This window comes from Aeromonas sp. 2HA2 (assembly GCF_029237345.1).
In the GTDB taxonomy this organism is placed as follows: domain Bacteria; phylum Pseudomonadota; class Gammaproteobacteria; order Enterobacterales; family Aeromonadaceae; genus Aeromonas; species Aeromonas salmonicida.
This window is the reverse complement of the sequence record NZ_JAACGB010000006.1, coordinates 100839-126905: the sequence shown is the minus strand read 5'-3', so window position 1 is coordinate 126905 and position 26067 is coordinate 100839. Positions and strand designations below refer to the sequence as shown.

Below are 26067 nucleotides of genomic sequence, written 5' to 3'. Positions count from 1 at the left end.
CCCTGCCAGGGGGCGGCCTCTTGCCCCCCATGCTGGAACTCGACCGGGGCCAGCGGTCGCGCCGGGTACGGAAACCGTCAACTGGTATACCCATTTATGTATAGGTTTGAATTCCCTCGAATTACCCCTGAGGAGATATATAAATAGACACTTGATTTGCATCAATCGTCCCGTCCCTGCGACTGGGTAGCCTAGCCTCAGAATGATGTTTTATTACTCCAAACTAGAGGCAATCATGAGCAAAGTCAGGCTGGCCGTCATAGGGAACGGCATGGTGGGGCACCGCTTCATCGAAGAGTTGATCGAGCGGGCCGATCCGGACCGGTTCGAGATCACCGTCTTCGGTGCAGAACCGCGTCCCGCCTACGATCGTGTCCATCTCTCCTCCTACTTTTCCCACCACACCAGCGAAGATCTCTCCCTCGTCAAACCCGGTTTTTACGAGAAGCACGGCATCCGCCTGCTGCTCGGCGAAGCGGTGAAAAAAATCGACAGGGCGGCCCGCGAAGTGCATTCCAACAAGGGCACTGTGGTCGTGTACGACAAGCTGGTGCTGGCCACCGGCTCCTACCCCTGGGTGCCGCCCATTGCGGGCAGTCAGCACCACGAGAGCTTCGTCTATCGCACCATAGAGGATCTGAAAGCCATCCGCAGCGCAGCCAAGAGCGGCAAGAGTGGTGTTGTCATTGGGGGCGGCCTGCTCGGCCTGGAAGCGGCCGGCGCCCTCAAGGCACTGGGCCTCGAGACCCACGTGGTGGAATTCGCTCCTGTATTGATGGCGGAGCAGCTCGACGGCCAGGGTGGCCAGCTGCTGCGCCGCAAGATCGAATCCATGGGGGTGCAGGTTCACACCAGCAAGAGCACCAGCGAGATCCTGATGCACGGCGGTCGTGACGCCCAGCATCGCCTCGCCTTTGCCGACGGCAGCCAGCTGGAAGTGGATGTGGTGGTCTTCTCCACCGGCATCCGCCCGCAGGATACCCTCGGTCGCTACGGCGATCTGGCCATTGCCGAGCGCGGCGGCATCGTCATCGATGACAGCTGCCTCACCTCGGATCCCGACATCTACGCCATCGGCGAGTGCGCCGCCTGGCAGGGCCGCTTCTTCGGCCTGGTGGCCCCGGGCTACAAGATGGCCCAGATCACGGTCGACCATCTGCTAGGCGGCGACAGCCGTTTCGAAGGGGCGGACATGAGCGCCAAGCTCAAGCTGCTCGGCGTCTCCGTCGGCTCCATCGGTGATGCCCATGGCCGCACCCCGGGCAGCCACAGCTATGTATTCCAGGACGATCAGGCCGGCGTCTACAAGCGTATCGTGGTGAGCGAAGACAACAGCCGCCTGCTCGGCGCCGTGCTGGTCGGTGACGTGGATGACTACGGCAACCTGCTGCAGCTGATGCTCAACGCCCTGCCGCTGCCGAGCCACCCGGACACCCTGATCCTGCCCGCCTACGCCGGCGCCAAGCCGACCTTGGGGGTGGATGCCCTGCCCGCCAGCGCCCAGATCTGCTCCTGCTTCGACGTCTCCAAGGGCGACATAGCCCAGGCGGTCGCGGAAGGGCACACCACGCTGGCCGCCATCAAGCAGCACACCAAGGCCGGTACCGGCTGCGGCGGCTGCGTACCCCTCATCAGCCAGGTGCTCAACGCCGAGCTGGTGAAGCAGGGTATCGAGGTCAACAACCACCTCTGCGCCCACTTCCCCCACTCCCGCCAGGAGCTGTTCCACCTGGTCAAGGTGGAGGGGATCAAGAGTTTCGACGAGCTGCTGGCCAAGCACGGTCACGGCCATGGCTGCGAGGTGTGCAAGCCCACGGTCGGCTCCATCCTCGCCTCCTGCTGGAGCGACTACGTACTGAGCCCGCTCAATACCCAGCTGCAGGACACCAACGACATCTTCCTCGGCAACATGCAAAAGGACGGTAGCTACTCCGTCATCCCGCGCATGGCCGGTGGTGAAGTGACCCCGGAAGGCTTGCTGGCGGTGGCCGAAGTGGCCCGCGACTACCAGCTCTACACCAAGATCACCGGCGCCCAGCGCATCGGCCTGTTCGGGGCCCAGAAGGATGATCTGCCCGCCATCTGGCGGAAATTGCTGGCCGCGGGCTTCGAGACAGGTCAGGCCTACGCCAAGGCGCTGCGCATGGCCAAAACCTGTGTCGGCAGCACTTGGTGCCGCTTCGGCGTGCAGGACAGCGTCGGCCTCGGGGCCTTCCTCGAGAACCGCTACAAGGGCATTCGCACCCCCCACAAGATGAAGTTCGGTGTCTCCGGCTGTACCCGCGAATGTGCGGAAGCTCAGGGCAAGGATGTCGGCATTATCGCCACCGACGCGGGCTGGAACCTCTATGTGGGCGGCAACGGCGGCATGAAGCCGCGCCACGCGGACCTGCTGGCCTCGGATCTCGACCGCGAGACCCTGATCAAGCTGATCGACCGTTTCATGATGTTCTACGTCACCAGCGCCGACAAACTGCAGCGTACCTCGGTCTGGCTCGGCAACCTGGAGGGTGGGGTCGACTACCTGCGCGAAGTGATCGTCGACGACAAGCTGGGACTGAATGCCACCCTGGAGCGCGATATCCAGGTGCTGATCGACAGCTACGAGTGCGAGTGGTCCCGCACCCTGAATGAAGAGGAGGCGCTCAAGCGCTTCAGCCACTTCATCAACAGCGACAAGCGCGACCCGGACGTCCAGTTCGTCAGCGAGCGCGATCAGCACAGGCCCGCCACTCCGGCGGAGCGCATTCCCATCTACCAGATCGAAGTGGAGGCAAAGTGATGAAATTAGCCTGTCAGCTCAATGACATTTTTCCGGGCACAGGCGTCTGTGCCCTGCTGGAAGGGCGCCAGAATATGCCTGTTTCGCTCGATGTGGAGGTTCAATCATGAAATTCGCCTGCCAACTCAACGACATCCTGCCGGGAACCGGCGTCTGCGCTCTGATCGAGGGGCGTCAGATCGCCCTGTTCCGCCCGAGCGCGGCGGCCGAGGTGTTCGCCATCGACAACCGGGACCCCTTCTCCGCCGCCAACGTACTGTCGCGGGGCCTGATCTGCGAACACGAGGGCACGCTCTGGGTGGCCAGCCCGCTCAAGAAACAGCACTTTCGCCTGAGCGATGGCCACTGTCTCGAAAATGCAGCCATGTCGGTGCAGAGCTACCCCGTCGAAGTGCGCGACCAGCAAGTCTGGGTCGCCGTCTAATTCCATGAATATCGGGGCTGCCCGCGGGCGGTCCCCCTAAAGAGAACACCTATGTATACCGAGACCATCAACAAGTGCGCCGCCAACGCGGCCCGCATCAACCGCTTCGAGCGCAGCGACAAGCTGGGCTTCTGGCTCAGCTCCGCCATGGCGGGGGCCTATGTGGGCCTGGGCATCATCCTCATCTTCACTCTGGGCAACCTGGTCGACCCCAGCATTCGCCCGCTGGTAATGGGAGCCACCTTCGGTATCGCCCTGACGCTGGTGATCATCGCCGGCTCCGAGCTGTTCACCGGCCATACCATGTTCCTCACCTTCGGGGTGAAGACGGGCAAGATCACCATGGGCGACCTGCTGCGCATCCTGCCCCAGACTTGGGCCGGCAACCTGCTCGGCTCCATCGCTGTAGCACTGATCTACTCCTACGGCGGCAGCCTGCTGCCGGATGCGGGCAGCCTGGTCCACAAGGTGGCACTGGCCAAGACCCAGGCACCGGCCCTGACCCTGTTCATGAAAGGGGTGCTGTGCAACTGGCTGGTCTGCCTCGCCATCTGGATGGCGCTGCGCACCGAGGGTGCCGCCAAGTTCATCGCCATCTGGTGGTGCCTGCTGGCCTTTATCGCCTCCGGCTATGAGCACTCGGTCGCCAACATGACCCTGTTCGCCCTCTCCTGGTTCGGCGCTCACTCAGACGCCTACACCCTGGGCGGCATAGGCCACAACCTGCTGTGGGTGACCCTGGGCAATACCGTCTCCGGTGCCCTCTTCATGGGTCTGGGCTACTGGTATGCCACTCCCAAGGCGGATCGCCCGGTCGCCGTGACCGACGCCAACGCCGTCAGCCAGACCCAAACCGCCTGATCCGGAGGCCCCATGGACTACTTGCCCATCTTTTGCCGACTCGACAACAAACCCGTGCTGCTGGTTGGCGGCGGCGACGTGGCGGAGCGCAAGGCGCGCCTGCTGCTGGATGCCGGCGCCCGGCTGACTGTGGTCTCTCCCGCGCTCGACCCCGAGCTGGCAGCCCTTGCCACCAGCGGGACGATCGACTGGCTGGCTGCCGAGTTCGAGCCGGCACACCTGACGGGCAAGTGGCTGGTGGTGGCCGCCACCGACAGGCGCGAGGTCAATGCGCTGGTCTACCAGAGCGCCAACCAGGCGGGCATCTTCGCCAACGTGGTGGACGATCCCAAACGATCCAGCTTCATCATGCCGTCGATCATCGACCGCTCACCGCTGATGGTGGCCATCTCCTCCGGCGGCAAGGCCCCCGTGCTGGCCCGCCTGCTGCGCGAGAAACTGGAGGCCCTGCTGCCCCAGCATCTCGGCGCTGTGGCGGCCTTCGCCGGTGGCCTGCGTGAGCGGGTCAAGGCCCGTTTCGCCAGCATGGGAGAGCGGCGCCAGTTCTGGGAGCGGCTGCTTGGCGCCGACCGGCTCGGTCAGGCGCTGGCGCGGGGGGATCACGCCTCTGCCCACCAGCTGGCCGACAACCTGTTTGCCGAGGATGCCGGTGCCCAAGGGGAAGTGATCCTGGTCGGTGCCGGCCCCGGCGATCCCGGTCTGCTCACCCTGCACGCCCTGCGCCACATGCAACAGGCGGACCTGGTGGTCTATGACCGACTGGTCTCCGACGAGGTGATGGCGCTGGTGCGCCGCGATGCCAAACGCATCTTCGTCGGCAAGCAGGCGGGCAACCACTGCGTACCGCAGGAGGGGATCAACCAGCTGTTGCTGGAGGAGGCGAAGAAGGGGCTGCGGGTGGTGCGGCTCAAGGGGGGAGACCCCTTCATCTTCGGCCGGGGCGGCGAGGAGCTGGAGACGCTGGTCGGCAGCGGCGTGGGCTTCCAGGTGGTACCGGGGATCACGGCGGCGAGCGGCTGCGCGGCCTATGCGGGCATTCCTCTCACTCATCGCGATCACGCCCAGAGCGTGCGCTTCGTCACCGCCCACGGCAAGGGTGGCACCCAGGATCTGGACTGGCCCCTGCTGGCTCGGGATCAACAGACGCTGGTGTTTTACATGGGACTCTCATCGTGCGCCACCATACGCCAGAAGCTGACGGCTCACGGCAAGGCGGGCACAACGCCGGTGGCGCTGATCGAGCGGGGCACCCAGCCTCGCCAGCGGGTCATCCGCGGCACCCTCGACCAGCTGCCGGAGCTGGCCGTCGGGGTCGAGAGTCCCGCTCTTATCATGGTGGGCTCGGTGGTAACCCTGGCCGACAAGCTCGCCTGGTTCGGTCAGACCAACCATGGGATGCAAGCCGCCGCACTGGCCTGAACCCGCTATCTGCCAGTCCATTCAGACCGCCGCCATCATGGCGGCGGTTTTTTATGACGTCTGACGGCACTCATGGTCATAACCTCCTGTTTTGAGTCTGGTATCCTATGGGGAGGTCATCCGGCCAACCGATTTCAGGAATTCCGTTTCATGTCTCACCCCGTCAAGAACAGCGCCAAACAGCGTGAAAAAGACAGAAGGCGCATCCTCACCCTGCTGCTGGCCGACGATGCCCTCACCGACAGCCTGCTCGACCCCCTGTCGTCACAGGATGCGACCCAGCGCGACCAGACTGGCGAAATCATCCGTCTGGTGAACCGACTGCCCGCCGCCGACGTTGCCGATACCCTGGAATCCCTGCCGCCGGACGAGCGGCACGCGCTGTGGCAGCTGGTGAATGAAGAGAAGCATGGCCAGATCCTGGTCGAGGCATCGGAGACTGTGTGGGACAGCCTCATCAACGGCATGAGCGACAAGGCGCTGCTGCACGCTCTGCGCTCTCTCGACATCGACGATCAGATCTATCTGGGCCAGTACCTGCCTCGCAACCTGATGGGCCGCCTGCTCACCTCCATGGCACCGCCCCAGCGCGAACGGGTACGGGACGTGATCCGCTACGGCAAGCACACCGTCGGCGCCATGATGGACTTCGAGATCATCACGGTGAGAGCCGAGGTGAGCCTGGCGACAGTGCAGCGCTACCTGCGCCTGCGCGGCAAGATCCCCGTCAACACCGACAAGCTGTTCGTCATCGACAGGCGCAACCGCCTGCAGGGGGAGCTGCCCCTCACCACTTTGCTGCTGCACAAACCGGATACCCTGGTCGCCAACGTCATGGAACGGGATCCCGTTACCTTCGACCCGGAAGACAACGATGAAGCGGCGGCCCGAACCTTCGAGCGGGATGACCTGATTTCCGCAGCCGTGGTGGATGCCAAGGGCAAGCTGATGGGTCGCCTCACCGTCGCAGAGGTGGTGGACCTGGTGTATGAAGAGAGTGACACAGACCTGCGCCGCATGGGGGGTATCAGCGAGGATGAAGACCTGTTCGCCCCGGTCAGCAAGGCAGTCAAGACCCGCTGGGCCTGGCTCGCCATCAACCTCTGTACCGCCTTCGTGGCATCACGGGTCATAGGCCTGTTCGAACACACCATCTCGCAACTGGTGGCGCTGGCGGCCCTGATGCCCATAGTCGCGGGGATAGGTGGCAACACCGGCAACCAGACCATCACCATGATAGTCCGAGCACTGGCACTGCAGCATATCCAGGCGGGCAACATCTCCTTCCTGCTGTGGCGTGAGCTGGGAGTAGCCCTCGTCAACGGCCTGGTGTGGGGCGGTACCATGGGGGTCGCGACCTATCTGCTCTATCAGGATCCGGCGCTGGGTGCCGTGATGACACTGGCCATGATGATCAACCTGCTGGTCGCAGCCCTGATGGGGGTCATCATTCCCATGACCATGACCCGTCTCGGCCGGGATCCCGCAATAGGTGCCAGCGTGATGATCACCGCCATCACGGATACCGGTGGCTTCTTCATCTTCCTCGGCTTGGCCACCCTGTTCCTCATCTAGGAACGACCAGCCTCAAACAACAAAGGGAGCCACTATGGCTCCCTTTGACTATCCCGCTCGGGCAGCTACACCCGGTACTTGGCCACCGCCTGGTGGAGCAGCTTGGCCTGCTCGGTCAACCCATGGCTGGATTTGGCATTCTCCTCCGCCATCAGGCTCGACTCCTGGGCGATATCACGGATGTTGGTCACGTTGCGATTCACCTCGTTGGCCACCAGGCTCTGCTGCTCGATGGCGGCAGCGATCTGGGTGCTCATGTCCATGATGTGAGTGACATCCTGGGTGATCTGCCCCAGCAGATCACCCGCCGTGCTGGCCTGCTCCGAGCTGCTGTTGCCCTGTTCCCGGCAGGTTGCCATCATGCCCACTATGCTGCCGGTCTGTTTTTGCAGCGAGCTAATAATGCCGGCGATCTCCTGGGTCGACTTCTGGGTACGGATGGCGAGACTGCGTACTTCGTCTGCCACCACCGCAAAGCCACGGCCCTGATCTCCCGCCCGCGCCGCCTCTATGGCCGCATTGAGAGCCAGCAGGTTGGTCTGCTCGGCAATGCCGCGGATCACGTCCAGCACAGAGCCTATGGTCTCGCTCTCTTTCTGCAACTGGGCCACCTCGCGGGAGGAGCTCTCCAGATTGCCCGCCAGCGAGCGGATCTGGCGAACTGTGTTTTCGACCGCAGTGCGCCCCTCCATCGCTTTGATGTTGGTCGCCTGGGCATTGTTGGCAGCCTGCTCAGTGTTGCGTGCTATCTCCTCTATGGTGGAACCCATCTCGGTGGAGGCCGTCGCTACCTGGTCTGTCTCCTGCAACTGCCTTGACGCCCCTTCGCTCGTGCGCCTGACGTTGCTGGAGAGGTGATCCGCCGCCTCGGTCAAGGCATGCACGCTCTGCTTCACGTCGCCGATGAGATGGCGAAAGCCGCCCAGCATCACGTCCAGATTGCCCGCCAGCTGGGCCATCTCGTCAGCCCCTTTCAACTCAATCCTGAGGCGCAGGTCATTATCCTGGCGGATGCGATTGACTGTGTCATTCACCCGCGAGATGGGTCTGTCTATGCTGCGGCCCAGCAGTACGCTCATGACGCCAATCAACACTATGATCACTCCGCCACACACCAGCATCAGACTGTTGAGGCGGGAGGTCTGCCGTACCAGCTCGTCGGCGATATGCTGGTCGACAACCGCAAAGCCCTGCTCGGTCTGATGCACCAGATCCCGCATCTGGTTGCGCAGTCCCTCATCCTCTTTCAGTCCCAGCACCTGCATCCCCTGCACCAGGGCAACGAAGTCCTGCCGGTAATGCTGGCTGGCCTGCTCCAGCTTGCCACGGTCAGCCTCCGGCAATGCTGCCAGATTATCCTGGAAGCTCTTGTGCAGGGTCTGGAAACGCTCCAGATACTGGATGTCGGAGCGCAGCATGAAGTCTTTCTCCGCCCGTCTCAGTTGCAGCATAGTGACGAGCAGTCCTTGCTGATCCAGCTGTTTGAGCCCCTCTTCAACCTGATGCACCGCCGCTCTCAAGCGGCCATAAAGCCCATCTTCCGGCCCCAACCCGATAGTCTGCTGCTGGGCCACCAGATCGTTGAAGGCCTTGCCATAGAGCCCCATCTGCTGATCCAGCCTAGCCAGTTCACCGTGCACGACGCTGATGTTGTCATCTGTGCTCAGAGTCCGGTTGAGGGCGTGGAAATCAGCCAAATCTTTATTGAAGCGCTCGACGAAGGTCAGATCCTTGCGGATCAGGAAGTCTTTCTCGGCACGCCGCAGGTTCAACATGGCGATTTCGAGCCCATCCACATTGCGTTGGGCTTCAGCCAGGTGGCGGCTTACCTGGCTGGAGTAGAGGAACAGAGCGCTCAGCACCAGCATGGCAACGGCTACCAGCGCGGTATTCAGGATCAATTTATGACGGATCAACACTATGGGCCTCTCACAAACAAGGGATGGACTGCATTGAGCTTATGCAGAAAACGTTATCCCTGTTGTTGTTCAAGGAATATTCATTGAAATGCCAGTCCCACTCCTTATACTGGTTCCACCTGTTTCCAGCGGTGGATTTGACACAATGGAATACAACACTTCAGAACTGTGCGACATCTATCAGGACATGGTGGATGTGCTCGAACCCATGCTCTGCTCCTTCGGCGGCCGCGCCTCTTTCGGCGGCGTCATCACCACGGTCAAATGCTTCGAATCAAACGGTCTTATTCGTGAGCTCGTCAAAGAGAACGGCGTCGGCCGCGTGCTGCTGATCGATGGCGGTGGCTCCATGCGCCGAGCCCTGATCGACAGCGACATTGCCACCACAGCCGCCGAGAACGAGTGGGAAGGGATCGTCTGCTATGGCTGCGTGCGCGAAGTCGATATCCTGGAAGATCTGGATATCGGTATCCAGGCACTGGCGGCCATTCCGGTCGGCGCCGACAGCAAGGACGTGGGGGAGACGGATCTGCCGGTCAACTTCGGTGGCGTCACCTTCCTGCCGGATGATCATCTTTACGCAGATACCACAGGGGTGATCCTCTCCCCTGAGGCACTCGATATCGAGTAAGCCGAAATCAACATGACGATGGGAGCCCTGGCTCCCATTTTTTATGGCTGAAACTTGCTGAAAAAAAGACAAAAAAAGAGGGCCAGAAGAACTGGCCCTATAACTGGAAGCAATGTGAGCAATGTCGTGCCTTCACAAGAAGTCCATCACGTTGGAACGAATGAAGTCTTTCCCGGAAAACAAGTTAACAATAATCATTCTCATTTAACTAAGCAACCCTTATTTTCCGAAAGTGCAAAAAATTGACCACCGCCGGGGTGGTCAATCTCGTCAGGCTTGGCGCGTCGCCGTTTGCAGACCGGCCAATCCGGCCTCACCCACCAGCTTGCGGCTGAGGTAACGCAGCAAAACACCGTAGAGCGGTACAAACAACCCAAGGCTTATCAGCAGCTTGAAAACATAGTCCACGGTGGCGATCTCGACCCAGTGCTCGGCCATGAAGGGATCCGTGCTGCGCCAGAAGGCGATGCTGAAGAAGGCGATGGTATCCACCAGATTGCCAAACAGGGTCGAGGCAGCTGGCGCCACCCACCAGGCCCTGAGCAGGCGCAACCGGTTGAACACCACCACATCCATGAACTGGCCCACCAGATAGGCCATGAAACTGGCCAGAGCGATGCGCGCCACGAACAGGTTGAACTCGGCCAGATTACCGACCCCCTGGAAACTGCCTTCGAGAAACAGTACTGAGAGGACATAGGACACCGTCAGCGCAGGCAGCATGACTGTCTGGATAATCTTGCGTGCCAGGCCAGCACCGAAGATCCGTACCGTCAGGTCGGTGGCCAGGAAGATGAACGGGAAGCTGAACGCCCCCCAGGTGGTGTGAAAGCCGAAAATGGTGATCGGCAGCTGCACCAGATAGTTGCTGCTGGCAATGATCAGGATGTGGAACAAAGAGAGACGCACCAGCGCCGTGCGGTGCTGAGCAGGGGTCAAATTCATATTGTGACCTTTTTGGTTAATGGGGTTAGGGAACCCATACCGCCACCATTGGCGATAATCGAGGGGCGAGATTATACGCCCCCCAACTGATAGTTCAATCTTTATGCTGCTGATTCGGCCAGCGGCCATTGTCGCCTAAGGAACAAGACCATAGGCCCCAAACCGATAGTTCAATCTTTATGCTGTCGGCCAATCCAGATCACCACCTCGCGATCTGCCGGCTGCACTGCCGCCAACCAGCAACCGCTGTAGTGCTCATATTCCAGCCTGAGCTGACTCCCTTCAAATTCCAGCCGCCAGCTGTGACGATCGGCGCCCCACTCCTTGTCGACAAACCCTAACTCCCACTCCTGCAACAAGCCCTCGGCCAGCGCCGGAAAGGTATCCCAGCAGAGTCCCGGGCAATCCAGCATCACAACGCCTTGCTCCAGTTCGATGCGATTCACGCGCCAATTCATGGTTTATTCCTCAGCTACTGCAAGAAAGCTCACCACCGCAATACCACTGAGGGACGGGCGTAGCCAGATCTGCATACTCGGGTTGTTCATCATAGGGCTGCTGCAAGGCAGCAAGCAGCCGCTCGAACGGGGTCATATCCCCACTCTCGGCGGCATCTATCGCCTGCTGGGCCAGGGCATTGCGCAGCACGTACTTGGGATTGATGGCATCCATCTGTGCCTTGCGGACAGCATCCTCGCTCCCCTCCCGGGTTAGCCGCACCCGATAAAGTTCAAGCCATCCCTGCCAGATGGCAGGATCCGGCAGCAAGGCCAGCAGAGAGACAGGCCACTCCCCCTTCCCTGTCACCTCACCCAGGCGGCGCAGGAAGAGGTGATAATCCACCCCCTGGCTCGCCAGCAGCTGGAACAGCTGGCGGAACAGGGCGGGATCTTCCTCCTCCCACTGCGTCAGCCCAAGCTTGGCTCGCATCAGCTCGGAGTAGTGCAGCATCAGCTGATGTTCGTACTGGGCCAGCGAGGTGGCCAGGGCGTCGCCGTCGACATGCCCGGCCAGCGCCTGAGCCAGCTTTTGCAGATTCCAGTAACCCACCGCCGGTTGCTGATCCAGTGCATAGCGACCATCCGGATCAGAGTGGTTGCAGACAAAATCCGGCACATAGGCATCGATGAAACCGTATGGACCGTAATCCAGGGTCAAACCAAGCAGGGACATGTTGTCGGTATTGAGCACACCGTGGCAGAAACCCGCCGCCTGCCACTTGGCGATAAGCCGTGCCGTGCGGCGCACGACTTCGGCAAACAGCTCGGCGCCGTTTTCCTGTTCGGGGAAGTGGTAACGCAGCAGATAATCGATGAGAGCCGGGATCTTCTCCCCCTGACCACTCCAGGCAAAGTATTCGATGTGACCGAAGCGCAGATGGCTGGGCGCGGTACGCAGCACGGTTGCGCCCGTCTCTTCCTGCTCCCGGTACACGGGCTCCTTGCTGCCCACCAGCACCAGTGCGCGGGTGCTGGGGATACCGAGGGCATGGAGCGCCTCTGAGGCAAGATACTCGCGGATGCTGGATCGCAGCACGGCCCGGCCGTCACCGAAGCGGGAGAAGGGCGTCTTGCCAGCCCCTTTCAGGTGCAGATCCCAGCGCTGGCCATCGGTGGTCAGTTGCTCCCCCAGCAACAGGGCGCGGCCATCACCGAGGCGCGGGCTGTAACCACCGAACTGATGGCCCGCATAGACCTGCGCCACAGGCTGCATGCCAGGCAGCTGCTGCCCCAGACCACAACAGGCAAGCCAGTCAGTGTCACTGACACCCTCCAGCCCAAGCTCGGCCAGCAGACCACGATTGAGATGCAGCAACCTGGGTTCACGCAGTGGCTGGGGGACGACAGGCTCACAAGCCCAGGGCAATTCAGTGGCAAAAGTGTTGATCAGCTTCATGGTGGTGCGATTCGTCCCTGCGTATGCTCGTGTCACTCTTTATACCGCCGTCGGCCGAGTTCGGCTAACAGGCGATTGCGCTATTTCATTTCAAGGAGAAGAAGATGCAAAGATGGGTGTATGCCCTGCCGCTGCTGGCACTGGCTTGGGGACATCTGGCCAAGGCCGCCGATATCGAAGCGGGCAAGGCCAAGGCGGCGGTCTGTGCTGCCTGTCACGGGGTAGAAGGCAAGGCACTGATCCCCAACTATCCCCATCTGGCCGGCCAGAATGCCGCCTATCTGGTGAAACAGTTGAAAGCCTTCAAGGATGGCAGTCGCCAGGAGCCCTTGATGGTGCCTTTTATGGCCCCCTTGACCGAAGCAGACATGGAAAATCTGGCTGCCTTCTATGCCAGCTTGAAATAACCCCCTTATCCAGGCGACCCCAGCCCTTGTAAAGAAGGGTGTAAAAGTGCCCCTCCCATTCTTGAGCGGGAGGCTGGGGTCATTGCCTACCGCCGACAGTAGTCGATGATAAGGTCCATAAAGGCTTCGCCGAAGCGCTCCAGCTTGCGATGCCCGACGCCATTGATGGCGAGCATCTCAGCCTCGGTCATCGGCATCAGCTGAGCCATCTCCACCAGAGTCGCGTCATTGAACACCACGTAGGGCGGCACCTCTTCGTCTTCGGCGATCTGCTTGCGCAGACCGCGCAGCTCCTTGAACAGTCGTTTGTCGTAGTTGGCGTTGTCCAGCAGGCCGCTGCGCTTCTCCTTGCGACTGGAGATGGGTTGCAACCGTGGCACCGCCAGTTCCAGCTTCATCTCGCCACGTAGCACGGGGCGGGACGCCTCGGTCAGCTGCAGCACCAGATTGCGGGTGATGTTCTGGGTCAGCAGCCCCTTGTGGATCAGCTGGCGGATCACGCTCATCCAGTACTCGTGGCTCTGATCCTTGCCGATGCCGTAGGTCGACAGCTTGTCGTGGCCATGGTCCTTGATGCGCTGGTTGAGAGAGCCGCGCAGCACCTCCACCACGTAACCGACCCCGAAGTTCTGACCCACCCGCCAGACGCAGGAGAGCGCCTTCTGGGCATCCTCGGTGCCGTCATAGCTCTTGGGCGGATCCAGACAGATGTCACAGTTGCCGCACGGCTTGTCGTTGTACTCGCCGAAGTAGTTGAGCAGCACCTGACGACGACAGGTCTGCGCCTCGGCAAAGGCCGCCATCACGTTGAGCTTGTACTGCTCAACCTGCAACTGCTGCGGGTTTTCTATGTTGTCGAGCAGGCGCCGCACCCGGCCTATGTCGGCGGGGTCGTACAGCAGCAGCGCCTCGGCCGGGGTACCGTCACGGCCGGCCCGGCCCGTCTCCTGATAGTAGGATTCGATGTTCTTGGGGATGTCGTAGTGCACCACGAAGCGCACGTTGGGCTTGTCGATTCCCATGCCGAACGCCACCGTCGCCACCACTATCTCGATGTCATCCTTGAGGAAGGCATCCTGGGTCTGCTGGCGCTGGGCCAGGGGCAGACCGGCGTGGTAGGGCGCGGCCTTGCTGCCGTGGCGGGAGAGGCGCTCGGCCACCTCCTCCACCCGATTGCGACTTGAGCAGTAGACGATGCCGCAGTTGCCCTTCTGGCTCTGCACATAGCGCAGCAGCTGCTCCGCCGCCTTGAACTTCTCCACCAGGCTGTAGCGGATGTTGGGCCTGTCAAAGCTGGCGGTATGGATGAAGGGATCGTTGAGCTCCAACCGGTGCAGCATGTCGCTGCGGGTCGCCTCGTCGGCGGTGGCAGTGAGCGCCACCACGGGCACCTGGGGGAACCACTGCTTGAGTCGGCCGAGCGCCGCGTATTCCGGCCGAAAATCGTGGCCCCACTGGGAGACGCAGTGGGCCTCGTCGATGGCGAACAGGCCGAGCGGCAGCTCCGCCAGCCGATCCATGAACTCATGCTGCAACAAGCGCTCGGGGGAAACGTAGAGCAGCTTTATCTCGCCGCGGCGCATGGCGGCAAAGTTCTGGATCATCTCCTCCCGGCTCAGGGCCGAGTTGATGTAGATGGCCGCCACACCGTTGGCGCGCAGGCTGTCGACCTGATCCTTCATCAGCGAGATAAGCGGGGAGACCACTACGCCCAGCCCGGGTCGCAGCAGCGCCGGGATCTGGAAGCAGAGTGACTTGCCGCCACCTGTGGGCTTGAGCACCATGGCATCGCGTCCCGCCACTATCTGCTCGATGATCTCCAGCTGGCCCGGCCGAAATTGCTGGTAGCCGAATACCGCCTGCAACAAGGCAAGTGGAGTATCGGGCAGGGTTTCGGCAATGACGGTCATGGGCTCTCCTTTGGGGTCGCCATTCTAAAGCAGCCGCCGCTCACAATAAACCTGCCATTGCGACTGTTAATAAAGTGTTGCAGACTGGCTGGAGTTTTTACTCGGCTTTGATGACAGGGATCGGTATCAGAGAATGAAACACATGCTGAAGAAGATGGCGCTCAGTGGCATTGCCAACCTGTTCGCCGAGCGGATGCCGTTCAACAAGCTGATTGGCATGCAGGTGACCCACTACGACTTCGACAAGGTGGAGCTGCGCATCAAGATGGATGACAAGCTGATCGGCAACCCCTTCCACAACATCTTGCACGGCGGCGTCACCGCCAGTCTGCTGGATGTGGCCGGCGGCATGATAGTCGCCGCCTCCTGCATCGACGAGCTGGAAGACTTCTCCCCCAGCTACCTCAAGGAGCGATTCTCCCGCCTCGGCACCATAGACCTGCGGGTGGACTACCTGCGCCCGGGCCGCGGCAACGAGTTCATCGCCACCGCCCACATCATCCGTGCTGGCAGCAAGGTCGCCGTAGCCCGAATGGAACTGCACAACGAAGAGGGCACCCACATCGCCTTCGGTACCGGAACCTATCTGGTGGGCTGACCCCACCTATTGCATAAAAACCACGCTGCTAATCTGATTTTAATCATTAGAATCGTTACCCCCTCTGCCGCCCACGGGTCCATACTGAAATTCGGGATTATGTGCAGAGGGAGGATTGCAGGCGATGAGTGCGAAACTGGCTACCAAACCATCCAGAGCCTTGTTGACACAGCTCGAGTCCATGCTCGACGAGGTGCAGACACCTGAGTGTCGCCACTGGCTGGAACAGGAGCTTGAGGGATACTCTCTCTGTTCGCACCTGCCCTGGTATCGCATCGTAGCCTGTCGGCAACGCGGTCACTTCTTGGATCTGAAGACGGGAAAATATTTGACCTGTCACATAAACAGTCAAACGCTAAGCCAACGCGATCTGGCCCAGATTCAGTTCATTTATGCCCGTGAACCCGCCGCCCATTATCTACTGCAACGCAATTCCGGTATTGAACCCTGGCCAGAACAGCTGCTGGAAGACTATCAGGAGCAGTTGATCCCCGGCCATTTATGCCTGCAAGCCTGGCATGAGCCCGTGTCTTCATTACGTTCACAACTGATGGAGGGAATCGAACATTTCATTAGTGAGTACCCCAAGCACGCGGCCTTGCAACCTCAACACAGCTTCAAGGCATTGCGGCATCAGCACTGGCATATCTGAGTAAGCGCCTGGCGCGCAAGGAGGGCACCATAGACAAGACCCATAGCGAGATTGCCACAATCTAGAGTGCCGGAGTCAGGATCAGACTCCACCCATGGGCCACCGAGCGGTGGCCCTTTTAATGGCTGCGCAACACGACGGCAAGAAGAGACAAGATGAAAAAGGAAAGAAAAACTGTCTTGGTATCGATATGCCTCGGTCACAACCAGCAACCAGCAACCAGCAACCAGCAACCAGCAACCAGCAACCAGCAACCAGCAACCAGCAACCAGCAATATTTTTCGTACCGAAGATCAGCAAAAACCAGATGCGAAAAGGCCGCTCATTGAGCGGCCTTTTCTAATATGGTCGGTGTGAGAGGATTCGAACCTCCGACCCCTTCGTCCCGAACGAAGTGCGCTACCAAGCTGCGCTACACACCGATGTCTGCGGGGCGAGAATTTACCTAAAGCCCTGACATGACACAAGCCTTTTTTACGTTTGACAGGAAAAAAGTGGCCATTGGTTCAACTATTCAACGCTTTGGCCCAGGGTTCACAGAAAGGGTGCACCGCTGTGACATTTTTCCAACCTACCTAAGAAAAACTGAAATTCGGCCGGGCCCAACAAACGGCGCTGCCAATCAGCCACCACACCATGTTCCAGCCAGTTGGCCGCATGCTGGCGCCAATTGGGGGAGAGCGCCGGGTTTTCCAGCAGCAACAGCAGATCCGCTTCGTTGCGCACCTGGTTGAACAATATGTCTGCGGTGCGCTTTACGGTCAGAGCGGGATAGGGTCTGTCGACCAGCTCCATAGTCTCTTGCGGTACGACCGTCCCCTCCTCCAGCACCCGCAGCAACCAGCCACAGCGACCATTGAGTTGCATCACCTGAGAGAGCTGGGGGTAACCAAAGCGCAGGTTCAGTTTGAAACAAGGGGACCTGGGCTGGCTTATCTGGATCAGCGCCTCACCGAGCCGATAGACATCACCAATACAGGCCTGCTCCTCGGTCAACCCAAGGCCGGACAGATTCTCGCCAAAAGCGGCTGGTTGCCAGGGTGTGCGGGGCGCAGCAAGGCCCATGGCGGTTTGCCAGTTGTGCCACCAGGGGTAGTGATCGGCAGGGTAGTAGTGCAGCGCCCTATCCGGGCCGCCATGATGACGTGGGTCACTTTGCTCATCGCCACCCAGGCCGCCAAAACCGCACCAGAGCGGTATGGTCGTGGCTTGCTTGTTGATGGCACTGACCAGGCCCGGTACCAGTTCGGTACCCTGGCCACTAAAGATGGAGATCCGCATTCTCATCCTCCGGATTGACGAGAGAATGCGGATATTAGCACGAGGTCAGGCGACTGCCTGCATCTGGGTAGTCATGGCGATCTCGGCGCGGCGACGTTTTTCCGCCCTGGCCATCAGATACCAGCTGCTGAAGGTGAACAGCGACACTGACAGCAGGATCAGGCTGGCCACAGCGTTGATCTCGGGTTTCACCCCGAGCCGCACTGCCGAGAAAACTTCCATCGGCAAGGTGGTCGCGCCCGGCCCCGAGACAAAGCTCGCCAGCACCAGATCATCCAGCGACAGGGCAAACGACATCATGCCGCCAGCCGCCAGCGAAGGGGCGATCATGGGGATGGTGATCAGGAAGAACACCTTCCAGGGCTTGGCCCCCAGATCCATGGCCGCCTCCTCGATGGAGAGATCCAGCTCCCGCAGTCGCGCCGACACCACGATCGCCACATAGGCGGTACAGAAGGTGGTATGGGCAATCCAGATGGTCAGCATGCCACGCTCGGCAGGCCAGCCCACCAGTTGCGCCATGGCGACGAACAGCAGCAACAGCGACAGACCCGTGATCACTTCGGGCATCACCAGGGGTGCCGTCACCATGCCACCGAACAGGGTCCGGCCACGGAAGTGCGGGATCCGGGTCAGCACGAAGGCAGCCACAGTCCCCAGCGCCACGGCAGCAACCGCAGTGTAGAGCGCTATCTCCAGCGAGCGCAGCACGGATCCAATCAGCTGCTTGTTATCGAGCAGGCCGAAGTACCACTTGAGTGACCAGCCTCCCCAGACCGTCACCAGCTTGGAGGAGTTGAAGGAGTAGATCACCATGATGACCATGGGCAGGTAGATAAACAGCAACCCCAGCCACAGCATCATCTTGGCAAAACCGAAACGTTTCATACCTTGCCCTCCAGCTCTTTAGCCTGGTTGCAATTGAACAGGGAGGACAGAGGGACTATCAGCAGCTCCTTTTTCATACCTTTTCCTCCAATTCCTTAGCTTGGTTGCAGTTGAACAGGAATGACAGAGGGACTATCAGCAGTTCCTTCTTCATACCTTGCCCTCCAGCTCTTTAGCCTGGTTGCGGTTAAACAGGATGATGGGGACTATCAGCACCGCCAGCATCACTACCGCCAGGGCAGAGGCCACCGGCCAGTCACGGTTGTTGAAGAACTCCTGCCACAGCACCTTGCCGATCATCAGGGTCTCCGGGCCACCAAGCAGCTCCGGGATCACGAACTCACCCACGACCGGGATAAACACCAGCATACAGCCGGCAATGATGCCGTTCTTGGAGAGGGGCACAGTGATCCGCCAGAAGCGTGTCAGGTTGCGGGCACCGAGATCGGAGGCTGCCTCCAGCAGACTCTGGTCATGCTTGACCAGATTGGCATAGAGCGGCAGCACCATGAACGGCAGGTAGGAGTAAACGATGCCGATGTAGACAGCCAGGTTGGTGTTGAGGATCTGCAGCGGCTCGTCGATGAGGCCTATGCCCATCAACAGACTGTTGAGCAGGCCGTTGTTGCTGAGGATCCCCATCCAGGCGTAGACCCGGATCAGAATGGCGGTCCAGGTTGGCATCATGATGAGCAACAACAAGACCGTCTGGGTCTCCTTGTTGGCGCGCGCTATGGTGTAGGCCATGGGATAGCCGATCAACAGACAGAGCACTGTGCTGATGAAGGCTATCTTGAGGGAGCCAATATAGGCAGCTATGTAGAGCTCATCCTCCTGCAGCAAGAGGTAGTTGCCCAGGTTGAGCAGTATGGTGAGCTGATTGTCGGCCCAGCTCACCACGTCGGTATAAGGCGGGATCGCCACGTCCGCTTCGGCGAAGCTGATCTTCACCACTATGATGAAGGGCAGCAGGAAGAAGAGGAACAGCCAGAAGAACGGAATGCCGATCACCAGCTGGCGCCCACCCAGTCGCTTCAGTCGTCTCAATGCCTTCATGATTGCAGCACCACGCCGCTGTCATCTTCCCAATAGAGGAACACCTGGTCATCCCAGGTTGGCCGCTTGCCGTGGCGTTCGGCATTGGCGATGAAAGCCTGAACGATTTTGCCCGAGGGCAGCTGGATATGATAAACCGAGTGACCACCCAGATAGGCGATGTCATAGACCTCACCCTTGGTCCAGTTGAAGTCCGGATGCTCGATCTCGGTCGGTTTCTGGGTACTCATCAGCAGTTTTTCCGGCCGCAGCGCGTAGGTCACCTTCTTGTTCTCGGCGCGGGAGCTGATGCCGTGGCCCACGTAGATGGGCTGCTCCAGATCGGCGCAAGCGATGGTGGCATGGTCCTGCTCATCCTCCACCAGCAGGCCGTCAAACAGGTTGACGTTGCCGATGAACTCGCACACCAGCCGGCTGGCCGGGGTTTCGTAGATATCCATCGGGCTGCCTATCTGCTCGATGCAGCCGAGGTGCATGATGGCGATCCGCTCGGCCATGGTCATGGCCTCTTCCTGATCATGGGTCACCATGACGCAGGTTACGCCGACCCGCTCTATGATCTCCACCAGCTCCAGTTGCATCTGTGAACGCAGCTTCTTGTCCAGCGCCCCCATGGGTTCGTCCAGCAGCAACAGCTTGGGGCGCTTGGCCAGGGAACGAGCCAGCGCGACCCGCTGGCGCTGACCACCGGAGAGCTGATGCGGCTTGCGGCGCGCATACTGGGCCATCTGCACCAGCTTGAGCATCTCTTCCACCCGCGCATCCACCTCCGCCTTGGGCAGGCCATCCTGCTTGAGGCCAAAGGCGATATTCTGCGCCACCGTCATGTGGGGGAACAGGGCGTAGGACTGGAACATCATGTTGATGGGACGTTCATAAGGCGGCATGTCGGTGATGTCGACCCCATCGAGGAACAGCCGCCCCTCTGTGGGGCGCTCGAATCCCGCCAGCATCCGCAGCAGTGTCGATTTGCCGGAGCCGGAACCTCCCAGCAAGGCGAAGATCTCCCCCTTGTGGATGTTGAGGGACACGTTGTCGACCGCCAGCGTTTCATCGAACTGCTTGCTTACCCGATCTATTTTGACCAGCACTTCTTTGCGCTGCTGGTTGCCCTCGAGGGCTTTCTTGTAGGCACTGGAGGCTATCGCCATTACCAAACTCCCAAACGTGATACCGGCCTTTGGCCGATCCATAAAACAATCTGGCGCCCCGGGGTGGGCGCCAAGGTTAGGTTCCGGACTTGATCTTGGTCCAACTCCGGGTGATCAGACGCTGCACTGCCCGGGGATGCGCTTGCTGCACATAGAGTCGTTCCAGCACCGCCTGGGGTGGATAGACTGACTCGTCATCTCGCACGCTCTCGTCCATGTACTCTCCCGCCTTGGCATTGGGATTCGCATAGCCCACATAGTTGCTGACCTTGGCGATCACTTCGGGCTGGAGCACATAGTTGATGAGGGCATGCGCCTCTTTCACATTGGTGGCATCCGCCGGGATAGCCATCATGTCAAACCAGAGATTGCCCCCCTCTTTCGGGATGCTGTAGGCAATATTGATCCCCTTGCCCGCCTCGTCGGCACGGGCCGCTGCCTGCAATATGTCGCCGGAGAAACCCGCCGCCACACAGATGTCGCCATTGGCGAGATCGGCTATGTACTTGGATGAGTGGAAATAGGTCACATAGGGCCGCACCTTCAGCAACTGTTCCTCGGCACGCTTGATATCTTCCGGCTTATGGCTGTTGGGATCGAGTCCGAGGTAGTTGAGCACGGCCGGGATCATCTCGTCCGCCGAGTCGAGGAAGGCGACACCACAGCGGGACAGCTTCTGCATATTTTCCGGTTCGAAAATCACAGCCCAGGAGTCAATCTTGTCGACTCCCAGCACATCCTTGATCTTGTCGACGTTGTAACCGATGCCGTTGGTTCCCCACAGATAGGGGACTGCGTATTGGTGACCCGGATCCACCTTGTCGAGCTGCTTGAGCAAGACGGGATCCAGATTGACCAGATTGGGCAGCAGGGCGGGATCCAGCTTCTGGAATGCACCTGCCGTGATCTGCTTGGCCAGGAAGTTGTTGGAAGGCACCACCAGATCGTAACCGGTACGTCCGGTCAGCAACTTGCCTTCCAGGGTCTCGTTGGAATCGAACACGTCATAGACGGTCTTGATCCCGGTCGCCTGCTGGAAATCGCTGAGGGTGGTTTCACCGATATAATCGGACCAGTTGTAGAAATGAACCACGGGGGCGGCATGAGCCAGGCTTGCCAACCCCAGGGCCAGGGTCATAGTCACTGTCTTGGTTGTGTGCACGTATCAGTCCTCATCTGTTTTTGGTATGCCAGCTGCGCATCCATACGCGCCGTTCAACCTGTCGGGTTGTCACCACCCTCCCGGCCGAACTGCAGACCGGGAGGGGTACTCGTCACTTACTTGCCAGACTTGATCTTGGTCCAGCTGCGGGTCATCAGGCGCTGCACCTTGGCCGGCAGATCCGGGAAGGTATAGATCTTCTGCAGCGTCTCGGCATTGGGGTAGATACCCGGGTCGGTACGGATAGCCTCATCCACCAGGGGCGTCGCTGCTTTGTTGCCATTCGGGAACTGCACAAAGTTGGTGATGCTGGCGATCACCTCAGGCTTCATCAGGTAGTTGATGAAGGTGTGCGCGGACTCTGCGTTCTTGGCATCAGCCGGAATGGCGATCATGTCAAAAAAGCTGCCCGCCCCCTCTTTCGGAATGCTGTAGGTCAGCGCCACGCCGTTGTTGGCTTCCGCTGCCCGCGCCTTGGACTGCTGCAAGTCACCGGAATAGCCGACCGCGACGCAAAGGTTGCCGTTGGCCAGATCCGAGATGTACTTGGAGGAGTGGAAATAGGCGGTATAGGGGCGGATGGAGAGGAACAGTGCCTCTGCCTGCTTCAACTCGTCCGGCTTCTGGCTATCCGGTTTGAAGCCCAGATATTGCAGGGCGGCCGGCAGCATTTCGGTCGGTGAGTCGAGGAAGGAGACACCGCACTCCTTCAACTTGGCCATGTTCTCCGGTTTGAACACCAGATCCCAGGAGTCCACCGGCGCATCCTTGCCCAACACTGCTTTTACCTTCTCGGCGTTGTAGGCATAGCCGATGGTGCCCCACAGGTAAGGAATGGAGTACTGGTTGCCCGGGTCACTCGGTTCGAGCGCCTTCAACAGGTCGGCATCCATATTTTGCCAATTGGAGAGTTTGGACTTGTCCAGTTTCTGGAACACGCCCGCCTTGATTTGCTTGGCCAGGAAGGGGTTGGACGGCACGACTATGTCGTAACCTGAACTGCCCGCCAGCAACTTGGCTTCCAGCACCTCGTTGCTGTCGAACACGTCGTATACCACCTTGATGCCCGTCTCTTTCTGGAAGTTTTCCAGGGTCTCCGGCGCGATATAGTCGCTCCAGTTGTAGACGTGCAACACCTTCTCGTCGGCCATCGCCCCGGTACTTGCCATGACCAGCGCCACAGAAGCGGCAATCATTCCCGTTTTGAAAGACATCGTCCTTGTCTCCTAAGCAAATTATATGCGTAAGCCAACCTGCCCAGCCCCCGCCTACCCTTTCAGCTTTGCCGCCGTCAGATCCAGACTGAGCCTGGCCAGATTGACCAATTCATCCACCTGTTCCTCGGTGATGACCAAGGGGGGCGATATGATCATGGTATCGCCGACCGCCCGCATCACCAAGCCATTGTTAAAGCAGAATTCCCGGCAGGTCATGCCGGCTTGCAGCCCAGCCGGGAAGCGGCTGTTGGTCTGCTTGTCCTGCACTATTTCCAGCGCGGCCACCAGGCCTTTGCCACGGGTTTCGCCCACCAGCGGATGGTCTGCCAGCTCGCGCCAGCGGCGCTGCAAATAGGGGCCGATAGTATCATGAATTCGCTTAACTATGCTTTCGCTTTGCATAAGCTTAATGTTGGCAATGGCGACGGCGCAGGCCACTGGATGACCGGAATAGGTGAAGCCGTGGTTGAATTCGCCGCCCTCGTCCACCAGCACCCTGGCAACGCGATCCCCCACCATCACGGCCCCCATGGGCAGATAGCCGGAGGTGATGCCTTTGGCCAGGCACATGAGGTCCGGCTTGATGCCGAATCCCTCGCTGGCGAACCAGTGGCCGGTACGGCCAAAGCCGCAGATCACCTCGTCGGCAATGAGCAGGATACCGTAGTGATCGCAGATACGCTGGATCTCGGGCCAGTAGCTGTCGGGGGGAATGATGACGCCGCCGGCGCCCTGGATGGGCTCGCCGATGAAGGCGGCCACCTTGTCCACCCCCAGTTCCAGGATCTTCTGCTCCAGCTGGCGGGCACGCTCCAGACCGAACTCGTGGGCACTCATGCCCTGCCCCTCACCGAAGTGATAGGGCTGATCGATGTGCACTATGCCGGGAATGGGCAGGCCGCCCTGGGCGTGCATGCCCTTCATGCCACCCAGACTGGCACCCGCCACGGTGGAGCCGTGATAGGCGTTGTGGCGGCTGATGATCACCTGCTTGTCCGGCTGCCCCTTGCTGGCCCAGTAGTGGCGGACCATGCGCAGCACCGTATCGTTGCACTCGGAGCCAGAGCCGGTGAAGAAGACATGATTGAGATGGGGCGGAGTCACCTCGGCCAGCAGGGTCGCCAACTCGATCACAGGAGGGTGTGCTGTCTGGAAGAAAAGATTGTAGTAGGGCAATTGCTGCATCTGTTTGGTGGCTGCCTCCACCAGCTCCTGACGACCGTAGCCCATGTTGACGCACCAGAGTCCCGCCATGCCGTCCAGAATGCGACGCCCGTCGGAGTCTTCCAGATAGATGCCTTCGGCCCTGGTGATGATGCGGCTGCCCTTCTGGTTCAGCGCCTGAAAATCGGTAAAGGGATGCAGGTGGTGGCTGGCATCCAGCTGCTGCCACTCACGTGTCGTGTGCTGCATTGTATTTGCTCCTCGGTTCCTTCGATTTAAGCGGGACTCTTTCGTCAATCAATACGGGTGGCAGGCGCGCTTTCAGTCACTGCCACTCACAGCTGGCATGCTTTCTGGTGTCTTCGATACAAGGACAGGAGAGGCCGGGTCTGGCCTCCCCACTGTAGGGGCTGGCACGCCCACGGGATCACACGTTCAGCAGCAGGAACTCGCGCTCCCAGCGGCTGATCACCCCGAAGTAGGTCTCGTACTCCTTGCGCTTGACAGCCACGAAGGCGCGGATGAAACGCTCCCCCAGCATCTCCTTGAGGGGCTCGCACTGCTCAAGATGGCTCAGAGCCTCCTCCAGCGAGCGGGGCAGACTGTAAGGCAGGTCATAGGCGCTCGACTTCATTTCCGGCAACGGATCCAGCTTTTCCATCATGCCGAGGTAGCCGCAGGCCAGGGTCGCAGCCAGCGCCAGATAGGGGTTGGCATCGGCGCCAGCAAAACGGTTCTCTACCCGGCGGGCACTGGCATCGGAGAAGGGCACCCGCAGGCCACAGGTGCGGTTCTCTACACCCCACTGCACGTTGCGCGGCGCGCTCTCGCCAAAGGTGAGCCGACGATAGGAGTTGACGTTCGGCGCCAGCAAGGCGGTCACGGCTGGTGTGTATTTCTGCAGACCGGCGATGAAGTGCATGAACTGCTCGGTATTACCGCCATTGTCCGTGCCGAACAGGTTGCGACCGTTCACATCTTCCAGGCTCTGGTGGATGTGCATGGCGGAGCCCGGCTCGTCGCTCATCGGCTTGGCCATAAAGGTGGCATAGATGCCGTGACGGTGAGCCGCTTCCCGCATGGTGCGCTTGAACAGGAACACCTGATCAGCCAGAGCGATGGCATCGCCGTGCAGAAAGTTGATCTCCATCTGGGCGGCGCCGGATTCGTGGATAAGGGTGTCCACTTCCAGTTCCTGCGCCTCGCAGTAGTCGTACATGTCCTCGAAGATGGGGTCGAATTCGTTGACCGCATCGATGCTGAACGACTGGCGAGCCGTCTCCGGGCGGCCATTGCGGCCAATGGGCGGTACCAGTGGATAGTCGGGGTCTTCGTTGCGCTTGACCAGGTAGAATTCGAGCTCGGGGGCCACCACCGGCTTCCAGCCCTGCTTCTCATAAAATGACAGGACCCGACGCAGCACCGAACGCGGCGCTATGTCGATAAGATTGCCATTGATGTCGAAACAGTCGTGGATCACCTGAGCGGTCGGCTCCAGCGCCCAGGGCACGAAACGAATGGTGTTGGGGTCCGGGTAGAGCTGCATGTCCCGCTCCAGCGGGTCTATCATGCTGTCGTCATCCGGGTACTCGCCGGTCACCGTCTGGGTGAAGATGACCTCGGGCAGCCGCATGCCCCCTTCGCGCAAAAATTTGTTGGCTGGAATGATCTTGCCTCGGGCATTACCGGTAAAATCCGGAAACAGGCACTCCACTTCCGTGATGCGATTGCTCTCCATCCAGCCCTTGATACTGTCCATGTTAAACCCCGACTTTACGATTGCCATTGGCAAGGGTGTCTAGTATATGGAACACCCTTGTTATCAAATTGTAATCAACAACACCATAAAAGCCCGCCGTTAAGGCCGATGTCAAGCGGTGGTGTTTAAAAAATTATAAATAACGGTGCATATAATGACCATGTCGGCACCAAATACTAAACACCTTGGCTCACCCAGGACCCACTGCAAGGCCGATGCCAACGAGGGTGCCTGATCCCCCATGTTCTCAGTCAGACCCTGTCCGGATCGGGTCATTTTTTTGCAAGGGCGCACAATCCTTATCCTATTTGCTTTGCATGCCTGCATTTTTTTGGTACAAGGCCCGCCCTGATTTGCACTCTCCTGCTTG

General features: G+C 60.0%; 23 protein-coding genes, 1 tRNA gene and 1 pseudogene. 11 read left to right on the top strand and 14 right to left on the bottom strand.

What is annotated here, in order from left to right:
- Positions 1-235 precede the first annotated feature (235 nt).
- The 6 genes and pseudogenes from nirB (at position 236) to mgtE (ending at position 7061) form a co-directional block, all read left to right on the top strand.
- Positions 236-2782, top strand: coding sequence for a nitrite reductase large subunit NirB (gene nirB / locus GWQ29_RS10395; protein WP_275919372.1), 2547 nt, complete (start codon positions 236-238; stop codon positions 2780-2782).
- Positions 2782-2853 (top strand): annotated as a pseudogene (gene nirD, locus GWQ29_RS10390) (nitrite reductase small subunit); the annotation flags it as partial. The gene nirB and the pseudogene nirD (GWQ29_RS10390), both read left to right, overlap by 1 nt.
- A 35-nt stretch (positions 2854-2888) precedes the next feature.
- A complete protein-coding gene (gene nirD / locus GWQ29_RS10385; protein ID WP_234592656.1) occupies positions 2889-3206 on the top strand; it encodes a nitrite reductase small subunit NirD in 318 nt (105 codons plus the stop codon).
- Positions 3207-3257: 51 nt separating this feature from the next.
- Positions 3258-4067 carry a nitrite transporter NirC gene (gene nirC / locus GWQ29_RS10380; RefSeq protein WP_275919371.1) on the top strand — a complete coding sequence of 270 codons (810 nt, stop codon included), beginning with the start codon at positions 3258-3260 and terminating at the stop codon, positions 4065-4067.
- 12 nt (positions 4068-4079) lie between these two features.
- Positions 4080-5486, top strand: a complete 1407-nt coding sequence (gene cysG, locus GWQ29_RS10375) for a siroheme synthase CysG (protein WP_275919370.1) — start codon at positions 4080-4082, stop codon at positions 5484-5486.
- 150 nt (positions 5487-5636) lie between these two features.
- Complete coding sequence (gene mgtE, locus GWQ29_RS10370) at positions 5637-7061, top strand: magnesium transporter (protein WP_265448519.1); 1425 nt, start codon at positions 5637-5639, stop codon at positions 7059-7061.
- A gap of 65 nt (positions 7062-7126) precedes the next feature.
- Here mgtE and GWQ29_RS10365 read toward each other — a convergent pair whose 3' ends face one another.
- On the bottom strand, positions 7127-8980 hold the full coding sequence (locus tag GWQ29_RS10365; RefSeq protein WP_265421821.1) for a methyl-accepting chemotaxis protein: 1854 nt from the start codon (positions 8978-8980) through the stop codon (positions 7127-7129).
- 145 nt (positions 8981-9125) lie between these two features.
- On the opposite strand from GWQ29_RS10365, the gene rraA reads away from it, so the two are divergent.
- Positions 9126-9611, top strand: a complete 486-nt coding sequence (gene rraA, locus GWQ29_RS10360; RefSeq protein WP_005318362.1) for a ribonuclease E activity regulator RraA — start codon at positions 9126-9128, stop codon at positions 9609-9611.
- A 270-nt stretch (positions 9612-9881) separates the two neighbouring features.
- Here the strand turns inward: rraA and GWQ29_RS10355 are convergent, their stop codons facing one another.
- From GWQ29_RS10355 to GWQ29_RS10345, 3 genes are all read right to left on the bottom strand, one after another.
- Complete coding sequence (locus tag GWQ29_RS10355; protein WP_275919369.1) at positions 9882-10556, bottom strand: 7-cyano-7-deazaguanine/7-aminomethyl-7-deazaguanine transporter; 675 nt, start codon at positions 10554-10556, stop codon at positions 9882-9884.
- Between the two features lie 170 nt (positions 10557-10726).
- Positions 10727-11014: a DUF3630 family protein gene (locus GWQ29_RS10350; RefSeq protein ID WP_275919368.1), complete on the bottom strand. Its 288-nt coding sequence runs from the start codon at positions 11012-11014 to the stop codon at positions 10727-10729.
- A 10-nt stretch (positions 11015-11024) separates the two neighbouring features.
- Entirely contained in the window at positions 11025-12452 is a 1428-nt protein-coding gene (locus tag GWQ29_RS10345; RefSeq protein ID WP_275919367.1) for a protein adenylyltransferase SelO, read from the bottom strand.
- A gap of 104 nt (positions 12453-12556) precedes the next feature.
- On the opposite strand from GWQ29_RS10345, the gene GWQ29_RS10340 reads away from it, so the two are divergent.
- The gene (locus tag GWQ29_RS10340) at positions 12557-12859 is read left to right on the top strand and encodes a c-type cytochrome (protein ID WP_125608323.1); all 303 of its coding nucleotides are present in this window, start codon (positions 12557-12559) and stop codon (positions 12857-12859) included.
- Positions 12860-12945: 86 nt separating this feature from the next.
- Here GWQ29_RS10340 and recQ read toward each other — a convergent pair whose 3' ends face one another.
- A complete protein-coding gene (recQ, locus tag GWQ29_RS10335; RefSeq protein ID WP_265421824.1) occupies positions 12946-14769 on the bottom strand; it encodes an ATP-dependent DNA helicase RecQ in 1824 nt (607 codons plus the stop codon).
- A gap of 133 nt (positions 14770-14902) precedes the next feature.
- On the opposite strand from recQ, the gene GWQ29_RS10330 reads away from it, so the two are divergent.
- From GWQ29_RS10330 to GWQ29_RS10320, 3 genes are all read left to right on the top strand, one after another.
- Complete coding sequence (locus GWQ29_RS10330) at positions 14903-15367, top strand: thioesterase family protein (RefSeq protein WP_058395137.1); 465 nt, start codon at positions 14903-14905, stop codon at positions 15365-15367.
- Positions 15368-15491: 124 nt separating this feature from the next.
- Positions 15492-16019: a hypothetical protein gene (locus tag GWQ29_RS10325; RefSeq protein WP_005318344.1), complete on the top strand. Its 528-nt coding sequence runs from the start codon at positions 15492-15494 to the stop codon at positions 16017-16019.
- A 94-nt stretch (positions 16020-16113) separates the two neighbouring features.
- Positions 16114-16362 carry a hypothetical protein gene (locus tag GWQ29_RS10320; RefSeq protein ID WP_275919366.1) on the top strand — a complete coding sequence of 83 codons (249 nt, stop codon included), beginning with the start codon at positions 16114-16116 and terminating at the stop codon, positions 16360-16362.
- Positions 16363-16364: 2 nt separating this feature from the next.
- Here GWQ29_RS10320 and GWQ29_RS10315 read toward each other — a convergent pair.
- From GWQ29_RS10315 to GWQ29_RS10275, 9 genes are all read right to left on the bottom strand, one after another.
- Positions 16365-16441, bottom strand: a tRNA-Pro gene (locus tag GWQ29_RS10315).
- 112 nt (positions 16442-16553) lie between these two features.
- Positions 16554-17300, bottom strand: a complete 747-nt coding sequence (locus GWQ29_RS10310; RefSeq protein WP_265421826.1) for an MOSC domain-containing protein — start codon at positions 17298-17300, stop codon at positions 16554-16556.
- A 45-nt stretch (positions 17301-17345) separates the two neighbouring features.
- Positions 17346-18188 (bottom strand): ABC transporter permease subunit, encoded by an 843-nt coding sequence (locus GWQ29_RS10305; RefSeq protein WP_005318337.1) that lies wholly within the window; start codon positions 18186-18188, stop codon positions 17346-17348.
- Between the two features lie 150 nt (positions 18189-18338).
- Positions 18339-19244 (bottom strand): ABC transporter permease subunit, encoded by a 906-nt coding sequence (locus GWQ29_RS10300; protein WP_005318334.1) that lies wholly within the window; start codon positions 19242-19244, stop codon positions 18339-18341.
- Complete coding sequence (gene potA / locus GWQ29_RS10295) at positions 19241-20395, bottom strand: polyamine ABC transporter ATP-binding protein (protein ID WP_005318332.1); 1155 nt, start codon at positions 20393-20395, stop codon at positions 19241-19243. Before potA ends, GWQ29_RS10300 begins: the two co-directional genes overlap by 4 nt.
- Positions 20396-20471: 76 nt before the next feature.
- Positions 20472-21557 (bottom strand): polyamine ABC transporter substrate-binding protein, encoded by a 1086-nt coding sequence (locus GWQ29_RS10290; RefSeq protein ID WP_059111854.1) that lies wholly within the window; start codon positions 21555-21557, stop codon positions 20472-20474.
- A gap of 116 nt (positions 21558-21673) precedes the next feature.
- Positions 21674-22771, bottom strand: a complete 1098-nt coding sequence (locus tag GWQ29_RS10285) for a polyamine ABC transporter substrate-binding protein (protein ID WP_081097817.1) — start codon at positions 22769-22771, stop codon at positions 21674-21676.
- 54 nt (positions 22772-22825) lie between these two features.
- The gene (locus GWQ29_RS10280; RefSeq protein WP_099994574.1) at positions 22826-24187 is read right to left on the bottom strand and encodes an aspartate aminotransferase family protein; all 1362 of its coding nucleotides are present in this window, start codon (positions 24185-24187) and stop codon (positions 22826-22828) included.
- A gap of 178 nt (positions 24188-24365) precedes the next feature.
- Positions 24366-25697 carry a glutamine synthetase family protein gene (locus tag GWQ29_RS10275; protein WP_219598034.1) on the bottom strand — a complete coding sequence of 444 codons (1332 nt, stop codon included), beginning with the start codon at positions 25695-25697 and terminating at the stop codon, positions 24366-24368.
- Positions 25698-26067 lie beyond the last annotated feature (370 nt).